We start from the raw sequence: 15,943 nt of genomic DNA on the forward strand, positions 1-15,943 counted from the left end.
TTATACAACATTAACGCGGTGTCGTCTTAAATAAAATGAACATAAAAAAAGCTGTCGAGACTTTCTCGACAGCCTGAAAGATCCCGATAATATATCGGGATCTTTTTAGCTTAGGAGGGTAATTATGTCTACAATAGGCCAACGAATTCGAACTATTAGAAAAACAAACAACTTAAATCAAATAAAGTTTGCAAATATAATTGGAATTTCTCAAGGAACGTTGAGTGAGCTGGAGCAAGATAAATACAGACCCTCTCTTGATATAATTATAGCAAATAAAGAAAATTTCAATTTTCCATATAGAGTGGTTATTCTTTGGAGATACGCCTGTATCAAAGAACACTATTTTTAATTTAGCCATTGAAGCTCAGGAATTAAAACTTATTTCTTTGTTTCGAGAACTTACTAAAGAAGATAGAGATGAAATTATTGATTTTATAAAACTAAAGATTGTTCGGTACTAATCTTTCACGGGAGTTCCTTAATAATATGTCTTAGAAATACTCATTTTAATTTTGGTACATAAAAGTCACGATTTATCCATATGCCGATTATTCCTGGCATTTATGCATAAAAAAATTAAAAATGTGAGAAATGGTTTGAAAGAGCTTTGAAAGAAGGCGGTTGGAACCTCAGCATTAGATATACCCCAACTGATCTAAAATCAATTTACATAAGAAATGAATTTGAAGATTATGAAGAATGGAGATTGGTGGTAAAAGAATCATTGCAAGGTCTTAACATAGAGACCTATTTACAGAGTGTGCAACTAATGAAACTTGCAAAAGAAATATTGAAAGACTATCCCTAAAAGTAAAACTTCAGCTAACACATAGTTAATTAAATTGTAAAAGGAGGTGTGAGGCGCTACTTCTTTAAGCGAACTAATGGGTACTAAAATTTTCTATTTACTATACCTTTTCTTTAAAGGAGAGACAAAATGCTCCATTAAAAAGGTAATATTTTTACCGATTAGATTCAAATCTTCTTGTTCTAATACCTGCCCATTTAATTCAACTCGAAAACCAGAATTTAGAAATGCTAAAAGATCAAAGGATTTTTTGATTTTCTCGTTATTAAGGCCCGAATGAATTGTATCAATCAATTGAGTCCACACAATAGGGGAACGTCATTTGATTAGCAATAAAGTAAATAATCGGTTGTAACATCAAAAACCTCTGCTAAAGATATTAAATGATTAATTTTAGGTCGTGCTACATTTCGCTCCCAATTAGAAATAACCTGTTTGGTTACCCCACTTTTATTAGCAAGTTCCTCTTATGTCCATTTATGGAGTAGTCTTAAATTTCTACATCGCTGTCCCAAAGTATTCATGAGTTCACCTCTATTGAGAATATCAAATAGGTTTTAACCCGACCCATCTGCTTACTAATTATACCTACTTATAGCCCATATTATAGCTTATTCATACCCTACTGTACCCTACGAGTAGCCTATGAATAGGCTACGAAGTAAAATATATCTAAAAAATATTACTTTGCTATTGTATAAAGCTGTGAGTTGTTATATTCTACATTTGTATTTTGAAGTAAAACTAAAATATATCTTAGGAGTAGAAAAAGGTAACTGAACTTTACTCTGATTTAGTAGTTCTAAAAAGAAGGTGAATAATGAGCAAAATTCGATCAAGTAACTCTATAGCATCTATTCAACGGAAAATCAAAGAAGGAAGAGGTCAAGGCCACTTTTCGGAATATAAACCTTGGTTGACTGTACATGATGTACCTTCAATAGGGATAGTTACTCGAATTCTTGGTTGGAAAAGTGGTCGACTTCACCATTATCTGTCTGAACACTTTGAATTGGCACATCATTACCAAATGGAGTGGTCAGAGCAAGAGATTGATATTCTCGAACAATTTCCTTTATTACCCCTAGATAAAACCCTCTATATTGCACAAAAGTTAGGCATTAAACATCCAACTGACCCCAAGAATAAGCTTCCCATCATTATGACTACAGATATGTTACTTACAGTAAAACAAGAAGAAAGTATAAAATTTATTGCACATTCCGCAACCCGTAAAGCGCCAATATATCCCCAAGAAGGATGCGGATCGGGCATACGAGATCATTCGAACGATAATGGAACGTCTGGAATTAACGTTACACCCGACCAAAACGCGAGTATCCAACGGATTTTCCAGCAGAATATCCAGCTGACATCCAGTCACGTTTCCAGCCAGGCTTCCAGAAATTCGTCAGGTAATCATGTTAAGTTATCGCAAAGCGCAAGGATTCGGAGCACCGGCAGAGAATGTCTACAGGGAAGATCCCCCAAATCGGCCGGCACCCCGCCTGAATGTCGACACGCGTCGAATTCCTCGATTGATGGCAAACCATTCCCAGCGTTTCTTCTCCATTCGCTCTTTTTAGGCAAAATATTAACACCGTGTTGACCAAATTTAACTGAAGTTTTACTATACATTATTGGAAATTTTGATATAATTCTACCTAGGTCAACTTTCCAATTATGATAGAAAATAGAATTGGATGGTTTTTATACCTATCCAAGCTGTGCGCGAGAGACCAGTCCACTGGCTACCCAGCAAGCCGGCATGCGGAGACCGACAATTGTGGAAAATGACAGCCGAGAATATGTTGCTCCATGACGTCAGAAGGTGGGGACCTGCTATATTCTGAGGACGGAAGAGCATATATTGATTTTTTTGCAGGTGCCGGGGCACTGAATTACGGTCATAACAACGATTATATCAAGGACCGGGTTCTCGATTACTTGACCTCCGACCGGATTATGCACGGTCTGGATATGTATACAATGGCCAAGCGCGAATTCATCCAGAGTTTCTCGGAGCGGATCCTGGAGCCGAAGAAGCTGAATTACAAGCTTCAAGTCTGCGGTCCGACGGGGACGAACGCGGTGGAAGCGGCCCTTAAGCTCGCACGCAAGGCGAAGAAGAGAACCGGGATATTCGCATTCATGGGCGGCTTCCACGGCATGTCGATCGGCAGCCTGTCGGCGACAAGCTCCAAGTCCATGAGGGAAGGGGCTTTCGCAGAAATGGATACGCTCGGCTATATCGAGAATATCCTGACTGATTCGCACTCCGGAATCGACAAGCCGGCCGCCAAGGCCGCTCTCGAGTTCCGGGACAGAGCCGCCCTGGAAGCCTAGGTGAAGCAGAAGGAAGAGTTTGTGCGCTCGTTCTTTGACAAAGAAATCAAGCCTCTGCATCCGTCCATCGCCATCCGCGGACTTGGCCTGATCTGGGGCATTGACGTCTCGGGCTTCACGGATGAAGCCGGGGCGAAGCGGATGACGGAGATCAGCTTCGAGAACGGGCTCATCATTGAAAGAGCCGGCAGAGGAGACCGCGTACTAAAGATCATGCCTCCGCTGACCGTCTCGATGGAGCATCTGGCCGCCGGCTGCGACATTATCAAGTCCAGTATGCAGCAGGTGATCTCTCAGGAGACCCAGGATTTGCTGATAACGACCTAAGCTCGGCCAAGTGGTGGCCGCCCCGGCAAGAGGCACGGAAGTGCCTTCCGGGGGCCGTGCGGCCCTGATGTTAAGATAACGTTTTCACCCCATTGGAAGATTTTCTCTCCATACTGCCTGCGGTACCGTCAGACAGCATGGAATTCACCGCCAATCCAAGGGCTGTCCCGTTCATGCCATACGGAGCATTCTTTGAGCCTCATGCAGCACCATCGTCACATCTAATCGTCAGGAAAAGCTCACTACCCCGCAGCCGGATCTTTACTTATCCACACCAGGCGGGGGAATATACAAATCGTACATAGAGTGTATCAATATCCCTTAAACATAGGCTTCGACAAGGGCAGCTCCGGTGCCGAATCCGGAGGTACGGCCGACTTCCTGCTGGCCGGCCGGAATCCTACAGCAAGCCTTACATCGATGGGAGGAACATCCCTTGTTCACCCCCAAATCCAATTCCGAACCCAATGTTAAACCAAAGCCCGTCTTCGGGCGGCTCGTCCGCAGCAAGCATATTGAAGCAGAGGAACCGGAAGCAGCCGTATCTCTTGCGTAGAACGATGCTCTTTGTTGTCTTTCACGCATGGGAGCCGAGCGGGACAGCTGCTAGGCAGAGGATTGCCGCATGCGATCAACCGGGCAAGCGAAGCGGTGACCTGGCGAAAGCCATTGACATTGTTGTCACATGTTTGAAAAGGCGGGGAGCGAGGCTGGAGCGTTGCTGCGGTATATGCTCCGCCGGATTGCTTTTACCGATGAAGAGAGGGGAACGATCCAGATGGCTTTTGAAAAAGAAACGTTGTTTTGGAACGAAAAATTCGGTAGCGACGATTATACCTTGACGCGGCTGCCTTACAGCAAAGCTCCAAGCTCCCTGGCGCCCATTATGACAACCGTCGGCGGGACGCTTTCGGAGGAAGTGGCGCAGCGCGTCCTTCAAATGAGCAAGGGCGCTCCGCTGGCCACTTTTATGATTTTGCTCGCCGGTGTTCAGTCGCTCTTGCATAAATATACAGGCGCTTCTGACATTCTGGTCGGCATTCCGGTTGTACGGAAACCGTCGGAGACGCGCCGATCCGTTAATCATACGATCATTTTGAAAAACTCGCTTTCGGCGGGTGCGACTTTTAAAACGCTTCTGAGCGAGCTGAGGACTTCCTTGCCGGAAGCGATTCAGCATCAACATATTCCGTTCTTGAAAATGACGGAGAAGCTGGACCTGCAATATGCAGGCGGGATACCCGTCGTCCACACGCTAGTATCCCTTAAGGAGCTGCATCTGGACGAAATCGGGCAAAACGTGGTCACGGATTGTTCCTTTGAATTCAGCTTAACCGGCGGGACGATACAGATAGCGCTGTCATATAACGAGCACTTATATGACTCCGAGTTCATGACTCGGGTCGTCGGCCATCTGAATCGCCTGCTGGCCGTGGGGCTTCACGAGTTGGAGCTGGACATCGTGCGGGCGGACATGCTGTCGGAGGACGAGAAATTTCAATTGCTGCAAAGCTTTAACGATACCGAGAAGGACTATTCCCGTGATCGGACGATTCATCAGCTCGTGGAGGAGCAGGCGAAACGGGTGCCCGAAGCGACGGCGGTTGTCTTTGAGGGGCGGCGGCTTTCGTACGCGGAGCTGAACGAACGGGCGAACCGGCTGGCGCGGACGCTGCGATCGGTCGGCGTGCTGCCCAATCAGCTGGTAGGCTTGATGGCCAGGAGATCGCTGGAGACGGTCGTTGGCATTCTGGCGGTTCTGAAAGCTGGCGGTGCCTACGTGCCGATTGACCCGGAATACCCGGAAGAACGCATCCGCTACATTCTGGAGAACTCGAACGCGCAGCTGCTGCTGACTCAAAGGGAGTTGCTGCAGCAGGTGCCGTTCGAAGGGACCGTGGTGGCGCTGGATGACGAGCAGGCCTACAGCGACGATGGCTCGAACCTGGAGCCGGCCAGCGGTCCGAACGATCTGGCTTATGTCATCTATACATCAGGTACGACGGGCAAACCCAAAGGGGTCATGCTGGAGCATCGCGGGCTGGTCAGCCTGAAACTGACGTTTGCCCATACGCTTCACACGACCGAACAGGATCGAGTGCTGCAATTCGCCAGCCTATCGTTCGATGCGTCGTGCTGGGAGATGTTCAACGCTCTGTATTTCGGGGCGACCTTATATATACCGTCAACCGAGACGATTTTGGATGATCAGCTGTTCGAACGTTTCATGAACGAGCATGCAATTACGATCGCCACTTTGCCGCCAACTTATGCGGCTTATTTGAATTCAGACCGCCTGCCGAGTCTGAGCAGGCTCATCACGGCGGGCTCCGCCGTTTCAGCCGAATTCGTGCAGCAGTGGAAAGACAAGGTACAGTACTATAATGCGTACGGTCCGACGGAAGCCTCGATCGCCACATCCGTGTGGGCGGCGTCTACGTATGACACCGAACGCAGAGCGATACCGATCGGACGTCCGATCTGGAACCATCGCTTGTATATACTGGGCGCACAGAATCAGCTGGCGCCTATCGGAGTGGAGGGAGAATTATGCATCGCGGGCGTCGGCCTCGCCCGGGGATATTGGAACCGTCCGGATCTGACGGCGGAGAAATTCATCGAACACCCGTTTGAGCCCGGAGAGAGACTGTACCGGACGGGCGACTTGGCCCGCTGGCTGCCGGACGGAAATATTGAGTACTTGGGCCGGATTGACCATCAGGTGAAAATCCGTGGATTCCGGATCGAGATCGGCGAGATTGAAGAGCAGCTTCTGAAGATCGACTCCGTGCAGGAGACGATCGTAATCGCACGGGAAGGCAAAGGCGGGCAAGAACTGTGCGCTTACCTGGTCGCGGGCCGCCCGCTTACGCTCGGCGAGCTGAGAAGCGCGCTGGCGCAAAAATTGCCGAATTACATGATTCCGGCGCATTTTGTTCAGCTTCCGCGGATGCCGCTCACGCCGAACGACAAAATCGACCGCAAGGCTTTGCCCGCTCCGGAAGGAAACGCGCTGACCGGCGGCGCGTACGTAGCTCCCCGCAATGAAGCCGAGCGGACGCTTGCCGATGTGTGGCAGGCGGTATTGAACGCCGATCGCGTTGGGGTAACGGATCATTTCTTCGAGCTGGGCGGAGACTCGATCAAGTCCATTCAAGTATCTTCGCGGCTTCATCAAGCCGGGTACAAGCTGGAAATCCGGGATTTGTTCAAATATCCGACTATCTCACAGCTCAGCCTGCATGTGAAACCGATCGGACGTACCATCGATCAAGGCGAAATAACGGGTGAAACGGCGCAGACCCCGATTCAGCATTGGTTTTTCGAGAGCTCCTTTGCGGCCCCGCATCATTTCAACCAGTCAGTGATGCTGTACCGGAAGGAACGCTTCGACGAAGAGACGGTACGTCAGGTGCTGCAAAAGCTGGCCGAGCATCATGACGCCTTGCGGATGGTGTTCCGCAAGACGGAACAAGGGTTTAGCGCGCGGACCCGCGCGATTCAGGAAGGCGGGCTGTTCACGCTGGACGTGTTCGACTTCAAGGATGCGGAGAATACCGCGCAGGCTGTGGAAGCGAAGGCAACGGACATTCAAGCGGGCATCGATCTGGAGAACGGGCCCCTCGTGAAGGCGGGACTGTTCCGGTGCGCGGACGGCGACCATTTGCTGCTCGCGGTTCATCATGCCGTGGTGGACGGCGTGTCTTGGCGCATTTTGATGGAGGATTTCGCTGTGGGTTACGAGCAGGCCGGCAAAAGCGAGGAAATTCGTTTCCCGGCGAAAACGGATGCGTACCGCACTTGGTCCGAGCAGTTGGCCGCTTACGCGCAAAGCCCGGAGATGGCGAAGGAACGGGCCTATTGGCAGGCCGTGGAACAAATTGCGGTTCCGGCCGTGCCGAAGGATCTGGAGGCGGACGTTACGACGCAGCAGGACAGCGAATCGCTGTTCGTCCGTTTGACTCCCGAAGAAACGGAGCTGCTGCTGAAGCGGGTTCACCGGGCCTACAACACCGAAATGAACGATATTTTGGTAACGGCACTCGGCATAGCCGTTCGCAAGTGGACGGGACACGAACGGGTGCGGATCAATCTCGAAGGACACGGACGCGAATCGATCGGAACGGATATCGACATCACGCGCACAGTCGGCTGGTTTACGACCAAGTTTCCGGTCGTCCTGGAGCCGGAAACCGACCGGGATTTGGCCTATCAGATTAAACAGGTCAAGGAAAGCTTGCGCCGCATTCCGAACAAGGGGCTTGGGTACGGCGTATGCCGCTATCTCTCCAAATCGGAGGATGGCTTTGTTTGGGGCGCAGAGCCGGAAATTAATTTTAACTACCTCGGCCAGTTCGACGATGATGTCAATCAGGACGAGATCGGCATATCTTCTTACTCCAGCGGCAGCCCGGCCAGCGACCGGCAGGCCCGCAGCTTTGTGCTGGATATCAACGGCATGGTGCTGGACGGCGCTTTATCGCTCGATCTCAGCTACAGCCGGAAGCAGTATCGCAAGGAAACGATGGAAGCCTTCGCTCAGCGGCTTGAGCAAAGTCTCCGAGAGCTCATTACCCACTGCGCAGGCAAAGAAAACACCGAATTGACGCCGAGCGACGTGCAATTTAAAGGCTTGACCATCGCGGAATTGGAGCAAATCGCCCAGCGCTCGGGCCATCTCGGGGAAATTGAAAATATTTACTCGCTTACGCCGATGCAGAAGGGCATGTGGTTCCACAGCGCGCTTGACCGGCAAACGGCCGCTTACTTCGAGCAGACGCGGTTTACGATGCGGGGAGCGCTCGACGTCCAGCTTTTCGAGAGGAGCTGGATGGAGCTTGCGAAACGTCATCTGGTGCTGCGGGCGAATTTTGTGAAAGGACCGGCGGGCGAGCCGCTGCAAATCATATACCACGACAAGCCGGTCGGCTTTGAATATGAAGAGCTGCTTCATTTGCAGGCGGACGAGAAACAAGCGTATTTGGATAAAAAGGCCGAGGATGACAAGCTTCGCGGCTTCGACATGGAACATGACGCGCTCGTTCGGGTTACGATCCTGCGCACCGAAGAGCAAAGCTATCATGTGCTGTGGAGTTTCCAGCATATTTTGATGGACGGCTGGTGCCTGCCGCAGCTGACGCAGGAGCTGTTTGAGACGTACTCGGCCTTGGCATCCGGCAAGCAGCCAGCGGGAGATAAGGGATCGGATTATGGCGCTTATATCGAATGGTTGGAGAAACAGGACGATCAGGCGGCATCCGGCTATTGGACGGCATTCCTGGCAGATTATGAGGGGCAAACCGTACTCCCGGGACAAAAGGAATCGGCGCCAAACGGCAGATTTACGGCTGATCACGTCACCACCGAGCTGGGCAAGGACTTGAGCGAGCGGATGGACCGGGTGGCGAAACAGCGCCTGGTTACGGTCAATACGCTGCTGCAAGCCGCTTGGGGCGTGATGCTGCAAAAATATAACGGAACAAACGATGCCGTATTCGGCAGCGTCGTGGCCGGAAGACCGGCGGAAATCCCGGGCATCGAGTCCATGATCGGGCTGTTCATCAATACGGTGCCGGTCCGCGTCACGAGCGAAGCGGACACCGTGTTCGCCGACCTGATGGCGAAGCTCCAAGAGCGGGCGCTGGAGTCCGGGCGTTATGATTACTATCCGCTGTATGAAATTCAAGCCCGCAGCGTGCAAAAGCAGAACCTGATCAACCATATCATCGCTTTCGAGAACTATCCGGTGGACGAGCAGATGGAGCAGGCGGGCGACCAGCAGCACGGCGACCTGACGATCGCTGACGTTCAGATGGAGGAGCAGACGAACTATAACTTCAACGTGACCGTGGTGCCGGGAGTCGAGATCGAAATTCGATTCGACTTTAACGCCGAAGTGTTCGATAAAGACAGCATCGAACGGCTCAAGGGGCATCTCGTCCATCTGCTGGAGCAGGTGACGGATAACCCGGAAATTACCGTGGGCGAGCTGGAACTTGTGACGGAGGCGGAAAAGGCCGACCTTCTCGGACGTTTTAACGACACCACCACGGAATTTCCGCGCGGGAAGACGCTCATTCAATTGTTCGAAGAGCAGGCGGAGCGCATCCCGGATGCAGCCGCTATCTCCTTGAATGAGCAAGAGCTGACCTACCGCGAGCTGAACGATCGCGTCAACCGCCTTGCCCGTACCTTGCGTAGCCACGGGATATCCAAAGGCCGTCTGGTCGCCATTATGGCTGAGCGTTCCATCGAAATGGTGGTGGGCATGCTGGCGGCACACAAAGCCGGAGCGGCTTACGTACCGATTGACCCGGAATATCCCGAGGAGCGTATCCGTTTCTTGATTGAGGATTCGGGAGCGCAGGTCATGCTGACGCAAAGCCGCTTGCGCGAGCGCCTGGCGGGTTCGGACTCCGTGATCTTACTGGATGACGAGTCCTTCTATCACGAGGACGGCACAAATCTAAATCCGGGCACCGAAGCGACGGATATGGCCTGTGTCATCTATACGTCAGGCACGACGGGCAAGCCGAAAGGCAACCTTGTTTCGCACCGCAACATCGTGCGGATCGTGCGAAATACGAATTATATCGACATCACCGAACGGGATCATGTCCTCCAGCTTTCGAGCTATTCGTTCGACGGAGCGATTTTCGATATTTTCGGCGCTTTGACCAACGGGGCGCGGCTGGTGCTGGTTCCCCGCGAGACCTTGCTGGAAATCGTCCGGCTGGCGGATCTCATCCAGCGTGAGCGCATCTCGGTCATGCTGATTACGACGGCTTTCTTCAACGTCCTTGTAGATGTGAACGTCGATTGCCTGCGGGATGTCCGGGCGATTTTGTTCGGAGGAGAGCGAGTGTCGGTCGGACATGTGCGTAAAGCGCTCGCCCATATCGGACCGGGCAGGCTCAACCACCTGTACGGCCCGTCGGAAAGCACGGTTTATACCACGTACCTTCCGGTCGACTTCGTCGATGAGTCGGCGGTTACCGTACCCATCGGACGGCCGATCAGTAATACGAAGGTGTATATCGTCGACAGCCGGAATAAGCTTCTGCCGATCGGCGTGGCCGGGGAGCTTTGCGTCGGCGGAGAAGGCTTGGTACGGGGCTACAATAACCGGCCGGAGCTGACGGCGGAGAAATTTGTGGACAATCCGTTTGTGCTGGGAGAGCGCATGTACCGGACGGGGGATTTGGCGAAATGGCTGCCGGACGGCACGATCGAATACGTGGGACGGACGGACGACCAAGTGAAAATCCGCGGCTTCCGCATTGAGCTGGGCGAGATCGAAGCTCAGCTTCAGAAAGTGGAGGGAATTCGGAAAGCGACGGTATTCGCGAGGGAAGACGCCTCCGGCGAGAAGCAGCTTTGCGCCTATTATGAAGCGGACCGCGAGCTTCCGGCGGCCGAGCTGAAGAGCGTGCTTTCCCAGGAACTGCCGGCCTATATGATTCCGGCGTACCTGATCCAGTTGGAGCGGCTCCCGCTGACGACGAACGGCAAGGTCGACCGCCGATCACTCCCGGCGCCGGAGGAGAGCTTGCAGCCGGGCGAAGAACGTACTCCGCCTCGGACTCCGCTGGAAGCCAGCTTGGCGGGAATTTGGAAAAGCGTGCTCGGACTGGAGCACATCGGGGTTCATGACAACTTCTTCGACCTGGGCGGCCATTCCCTGCGGGCGACGACACTGGTGAGCAAGGTGCATCAGGAGCTGAACGTCGAGCTGCCTCTGCGCGACGTATTCCGCTACTCGACGATCGAAGAGATGGCTCTCGCCATCTCCCGGATCGGAGAGCAGTCGTTCTCGTCGATTCCGCTGGCGGGCGCAAGAGCATATTATCCGCTTTCCTCAGCTCAGAAGCGGCTGTTTATCCTGAATCAGCTGGAAGGGGCCGATCAGAGCTACAACATGCCGGGCGTGCTGCTGCTGGAAGGATCGATTGACCGGAGCCTGCTGGAGAAGGCTTTCCGCGGACTGATCGCACGGCACGAAACGCTGCGAACCGGCTTTGAGATCGTACAAGGCGAAGCTGTACAGCGCATTTACGAGAGCGTCGACTTTGCCGTCGAGTACCGTCATGTGAGCGAGGAAGAAGCGCCCGAAGTCGTGCAGGCCTTCATCCGGCCTTTCGACTTGGCGAAGCCTCCGCTGCTGCGGGCGGAGCTCGTAGAGCTGGCAGCCGAACGTTATTTGCTGATGTTCGACATGCACCATATCGTCTCCGACGGGGTTTCGATGGACGTGTTAGTCGAGGAACTCGTTCGTATGTACGGCGGCGAGTCATTAGAGCCTTTGCGCATTCAATACAAGGACTATGCGGTATGGCAGCAGTCGGACGAGCAAAAAGTGCAGTTGAAACGCGAGGAAGCTTACTGGCTGGACCGTTACCGGGGCGAGCTGCCGGTTCTGGAAATGCCGACGGACTATCCGCGTCCTGCCGTGCAGAGCTTTGAGGGACAAACGCTGACGTCCTTTGTGGACGAGGCAACGAACGAAGGCTTGAAGCAGCTGGCCGCTCAAAGAGGAACGACGCTGTATATGGTGCTGCTTGCGGCATATACCGTGCTTTTGCAAAAATACACAGGTCAGGACGATTTGATCGTCGGAACGTCGATTGCGGGCAGAACGCACGGAGACACGCAGCCTTTGATCGGAATGTTCGTCAATACGCTGGCGCTCCGCAATTATCCGGCTTCGGAGAAGACCTTCCTGTCGTATCTGGAAGAAGTGAAAGAAACGACCTTAGGCGCTTATGAGCATCAGAATTATCCGTTCGAAGAGCTCGTTGATAAAGTGCAGGTCAGCCGGGATTTGAGCCGCAACCCGCTGTTTGACACGATGTTCTCCCTGCAAAACTTGGAGGATAAAGAGTTTGAGTTGGAAGGGCTGAAATTGTCCCCGTATCCTAGCGAATACGGCACGGCCAAGTTCGACCTGAGTGTGGATGTTACGGAAGAAAACGGCGGCCTGGAGTGCAGCTTTGAATTCGCAACGGCTCTTTATAAAGAAAGCACGATCCGGCGGCTGTCGACTCATTTCGGACATTTGCTTGCGGCGATCGTAAGCCGTCCGGATGCGAAGATTGCCGAGCTGAACTTGCTGACGGCAGAGGAAAAAGAGCAAATTCTCGGCGCGTTTAACCCGGCGCAGCCGGAAGCGGCTCCTGCGGCCGCGTTCCACCGGCTGTTCGAGGAACAGGCGGAGCGCACGCCGGAAGCGGCGGCCGTCGTGTACGAGAACGACCGGCTGACGTATGCGGAGCTGAACGAGCGGGCGAACCGCTTGGCGGCTACGCTGCGTGCAAGCGGCATCGGCCGGGAGACGATCGTCGGCATTCTCGCCGAGCGTTCGGTGGACTTGCTGGTGGCCGTGCTGGCCGTCTGGAAAGCGGGCGGGGCGTATGTGCCGCTCGACCCGGATTATCCGGCAGACCGCGTGCGGTTCATGCTTGAAGACAGCGGAGCGAAGGTGCTGCTGACGCAAACGGCGCTGCGAGAGCGTGCCGAAGCCTGGCTCGGCGAAGAGGAGCTGGCGCTGGCGGCTGTGCTGTACCTCGACGACGAAACTTCGTACAGCGAGGAGCGGGCGAATGCGCCGATTGGCTCCGGCATTGTCTTCGGCAAGCTGACGGATGCTGTGGACGACGGCGATGAGAGCCATCAGAATGTTGGCACCGACAGCTTCCATGAAGCCCGTCCGGAGGATCTGGCGTACGTGATCTATACGTCGGGAACGACGGGCAAGCCGAAGGGCGTGATGATCGAGCACCGCAGCCTGGTGAACACGGCGGCGGGCTACCGGCGGGAGTACCGGTTGGATCAGTTCCCGGTGCGGCTGCTGCAGCTCGCAAGCTTCTCGTTCGACGTGTTCGTGGGAGATATCGCGCGGACGCTGTACAACGGAGGCACGATGGTGATTGTGCCGAAGGACGACCGGATCGATCCGTCTCGTCTGCACCACTGGATTGAGCGGGAGCGGGTCACCATCTTCGAATCGACGCCGGCGCTGATCGTGCCGTTCCTGGAGTACGTGCACGAGCAGCAACTGGACATGAGCCGGGTGGAGCTGTTGATCACGAGCTCGGACAGCTGCAGCGTGGCGGATTACCGGACCTTGCAGGAACGCTTCGGTTCGTTGTTCCGGATCATCAACGCATACGGCGTGACGGAAGCGGCGATCGACTCCAGCTTCTACGACGAGCCGCTGACGAAGCTGCCGCAGACAGGCAATGTGCCGATCGGCAAAGCGTGGCTGAATGCGAAATTCTACATCGTGGACGCGCATCTGAACCCGGTGCCGGTCGGGGTGCTGGGCGAGCTGGTCATCGGCGGAGTCGGAGTGGCGCGCGGGTACTTGAACCGTCCGGAGCTGACGGAAGAGAAGTTCGTAGACAGTCCGTTCGCCGCGGGCGAGCGGCTGTACCGCACGGGAGACTTGGCGCGGTGGATGGAAGACGGCAACGTGGACTTCATCGGCCGGATCGACAACCAGGCGAAAATCCGGGGCTACCGGATCGAGACGGGCGAGATCGAGTCGCAGCTGCTGCGGGTGGAAGGCGTGCGCGAAGCGGTGGTTCTGGTTCGAAGTGACGCGAACGGGCAGAAGGCGCTATGCGCGTATTACACGCCGGATACCGGAGCGGAGCTGGCGGTGAACGATTTGCGCAGCGCGCTGGCGCAGGAGCTGCCGGGCTACATGATCCCGTCGTACTTCGTGGAGCTGGAGCGCCTGCCTCTGACGCCGAACGGAAAGATTGACCGGAAGGCGCTACCGGCGCCGGAAGGGGAAGCGGGAAGCGGAACGGAGTACGTCGCACCGCGCAATGAGCTGGAAACGAAGCTGGCGGCGATTTGGCAGGAGGTGCTGGGGCTTGCGAAGGAGATTGGCGTTCACGACAACTTCTTCGACATCGGCGGACACTCCCTGCGGGCGACGACGCTGGTCAGCAAGATTCATAAAGAGTTGAACGTGGATCTGCCGCTGCGCGACGTGTTCCGCCATTCCACGATCGAGAGCATGGCGGCCGCCATTTCCCGGCTGGATGAGCAAACATTCGTTGCCATTCCGGTGGCGGATGACCGAGAGGTGTACCCGCAATCTTTTGCTCAAAAACGTCTCTTTATCCTGAATCAACTGGAAGGCGCGGAGCTTAGCTACAACATGCCGGAAGCCATGCTGCTGGAGGGTGTTTTGGACCGGGCAAGGTTTGAAGAAGCGTTCCGTAAGCTCGTGGCGCGGCATGAAATGCTGCGCACCGGGTTCGAAATGGTGGATGGCGAAGCATCGCAGCGGATTTACCAGGACGTGAATTTTGCCGTGGAGTTCTATCGAGCGGATGAGCAAGAGGCCGAAGAGACGGTTCGCCGTTTCGTCCGTCCGTTTGACTTGGCGAAGCCTCCGCTGCTGAGGGTAGGCCTTGTCGAGCTGGCTCCGGAACGCCATATTCTAATGTACGACATGCATCATATTATTTCCGACGGCGTCTCGATGGAAATCTTTGTTGAAGAATTCGTCCGCTTGTACGGCGGCGAGCAATTGGAGCCTCTGCGCATTCAGTACAAAGACTACACCGTTTGGCAGCATTCGCAGGAGCAGAAGGAACGGCTTCAGCGTCAGGAGGCGTACTGGCTGGACATGTTCCAAGGCGAGCTTCCGGTGCTGGAAATGCCGACCGACTATCCGCGTCCGGCCGTGCAGAGCTACGAAGGACAAACGCTAGAGTTTTTCTTTGACGCTTCGAAAACCGACGGCCTGAAGCAGCTGGCCTCGGAAACGGGCACGACGCTGTTTATGGTGCTGCTTGCGGCGTATAACGTCCTTCTGCATAAATATTCAGGTCAGGAAGACGTGATCGTCGGTACGCCGATTGCCGGAAGGAATCATGGAGATGTGCAGCCGTTGATCGGGATTTTCTTAAACACGCTGGCTATCCGCAGCTATCCGGCTTCGGAGAAGACATTCCTGTCATACCTGAACGAAGTCAAAGAAACGACCCTCCACGCCTTCGAGCATCAAAACTATCCGTTCGAAGAATTGGTGGACAAGGTGCAAGTCACCCGTGATTTAAGCCGCAATCCGCTCTTCGACACGCTGTTTACGATGCAGAATACGGAGAACGAGGAATTTGAGCTGGAAGGGCTTCGCCTGATTCCTTATCCGAGCGCACTGGATACCGCGAAGTTTGATATCAGCTTGGATGTGGGCGAGGAGAACGGCGGCTTGGATTACAGCTTCGAATATGCGACGGCTCTCTACAAAAGGGAGACGATCGAACGGCTGGCAAAACATTACGAGCAGCTGCTCGTAACGATCGTAAGCCGTCCGGATGCGAAGATCGCCGAGCTGAACTTGCTGACGGCAGAGGAAAAAGGACAAATTCTCGGCGCGTTCAACCCGGCGCAGCCGGAAGCGGCTCCTGCGGCCGCGTTCCACCGGCTGTTCGAGGAACA

5 protein-coding genes and 2 pseudogenes are annotated in these 15,943 nt (G+C 53.9%); 5 read left to right on the forward strand and 2 right to left on the reverse strand.

The annotated features are described in order from the left end of the window. Positions 1–124: 124 nt before the first annotated feature. Positions 125–352 (forward strand): helix-turn-helix domain-containing protein, encoded by a 228-nt coding sequence (locus ACL9RM_RS25925; protein ID WP_250266752.1) that lies wholly within the window; start codon positions 125–127, stop codon positions 350–352. 552 nt (positions 353–904) lie between these two features. On the opposite strand, the gene ACL9RM_RS25930 is transcribed toward ACL9RM_RS25925, so the two are convergent. Continuing rightward, entirely contained in the window at positions 905–1,105 is a 201-nt protein-coding gene (locus ACL9RM_RS25930) for a hypothetical protein (protein ID WP_422759426.1), read from the reverse strand. Positions 1,106–1,137: 32 nt separating this feature from the next. Beyond that, positions 1,138–1,266, reverse strand: a pseudogene (locus ACL9RM_RS25935) (helix-turn-helix domain-containing protein); the annotation flags it as partial. A 365-nt stretch (positions 1,267–1,631) separates the two neighbouring features. Between ACL9RM_RS25935 and ACL9RM_RS25940 the strand changes: the two are divergent. From ACL9RM_RS25940 to ACL9RM_RS25955, 4 genes and pseudogenes are all read left to right on the forward strand, one after another. Continuing rightward, positions 1,632–2,420 carry a TnsA endonuclease N-terminal domain-containing protein gene (locus ACL9RM_RS25940; protein WP_250266750.1) on the forward strand — a complete coding sequence of 263 codons (789 nt, stop codon included), beginning with the start codon at positions 1,632–1,634 and terminating at the stop codon, positions 2,418–2,420. Positions 2,421–2,647: 227 nt separating this feature from the next. Further along, a pseudogene (locus ACL9RM_RS25945) lies at positions 2,648–3,484 on the forward strand (aminotransferase class III-fold pyridoxal phosphate-dependent enzyme); the annotation flags it as partial. 548 nt (positions 3,485–4,032) lie between these two features. Beyond that, on the forward strand, positions 4,033–4,326 hold the full coding sequence (locus ACL9RM_RS25950) for a hypothetical protein (RefSeq protein WP_422759427.1): 294 nt from the start codon (positions 4,033–4,035) through the stop codon (positions 4,324–4,326). Next, positions 4,263–15,943, forward strand: an 11,681-nt coding sequence (locus tag ACL9RM_RS25955; RefSeq protein ID WP_422759428.1) for an amino acid adenylation domain-containing protein, incomplete at its 3' end; no start/stop codon positions are given. The genes ACL9RM_RS25950 and ACL9RM_RS25955, both read left to right, overlap by 64 nt.

The organism is Paenibacillus sp. S29 (assembly GCF_049319765.1).
In the GTDB taxonomy this organism is placed as follows: Bacteria; Bacillota; Bacilli; order Paenibacillales; family Paenibacillaceae; genus Paenibacillus; species Paenibacillus polymyxa_B.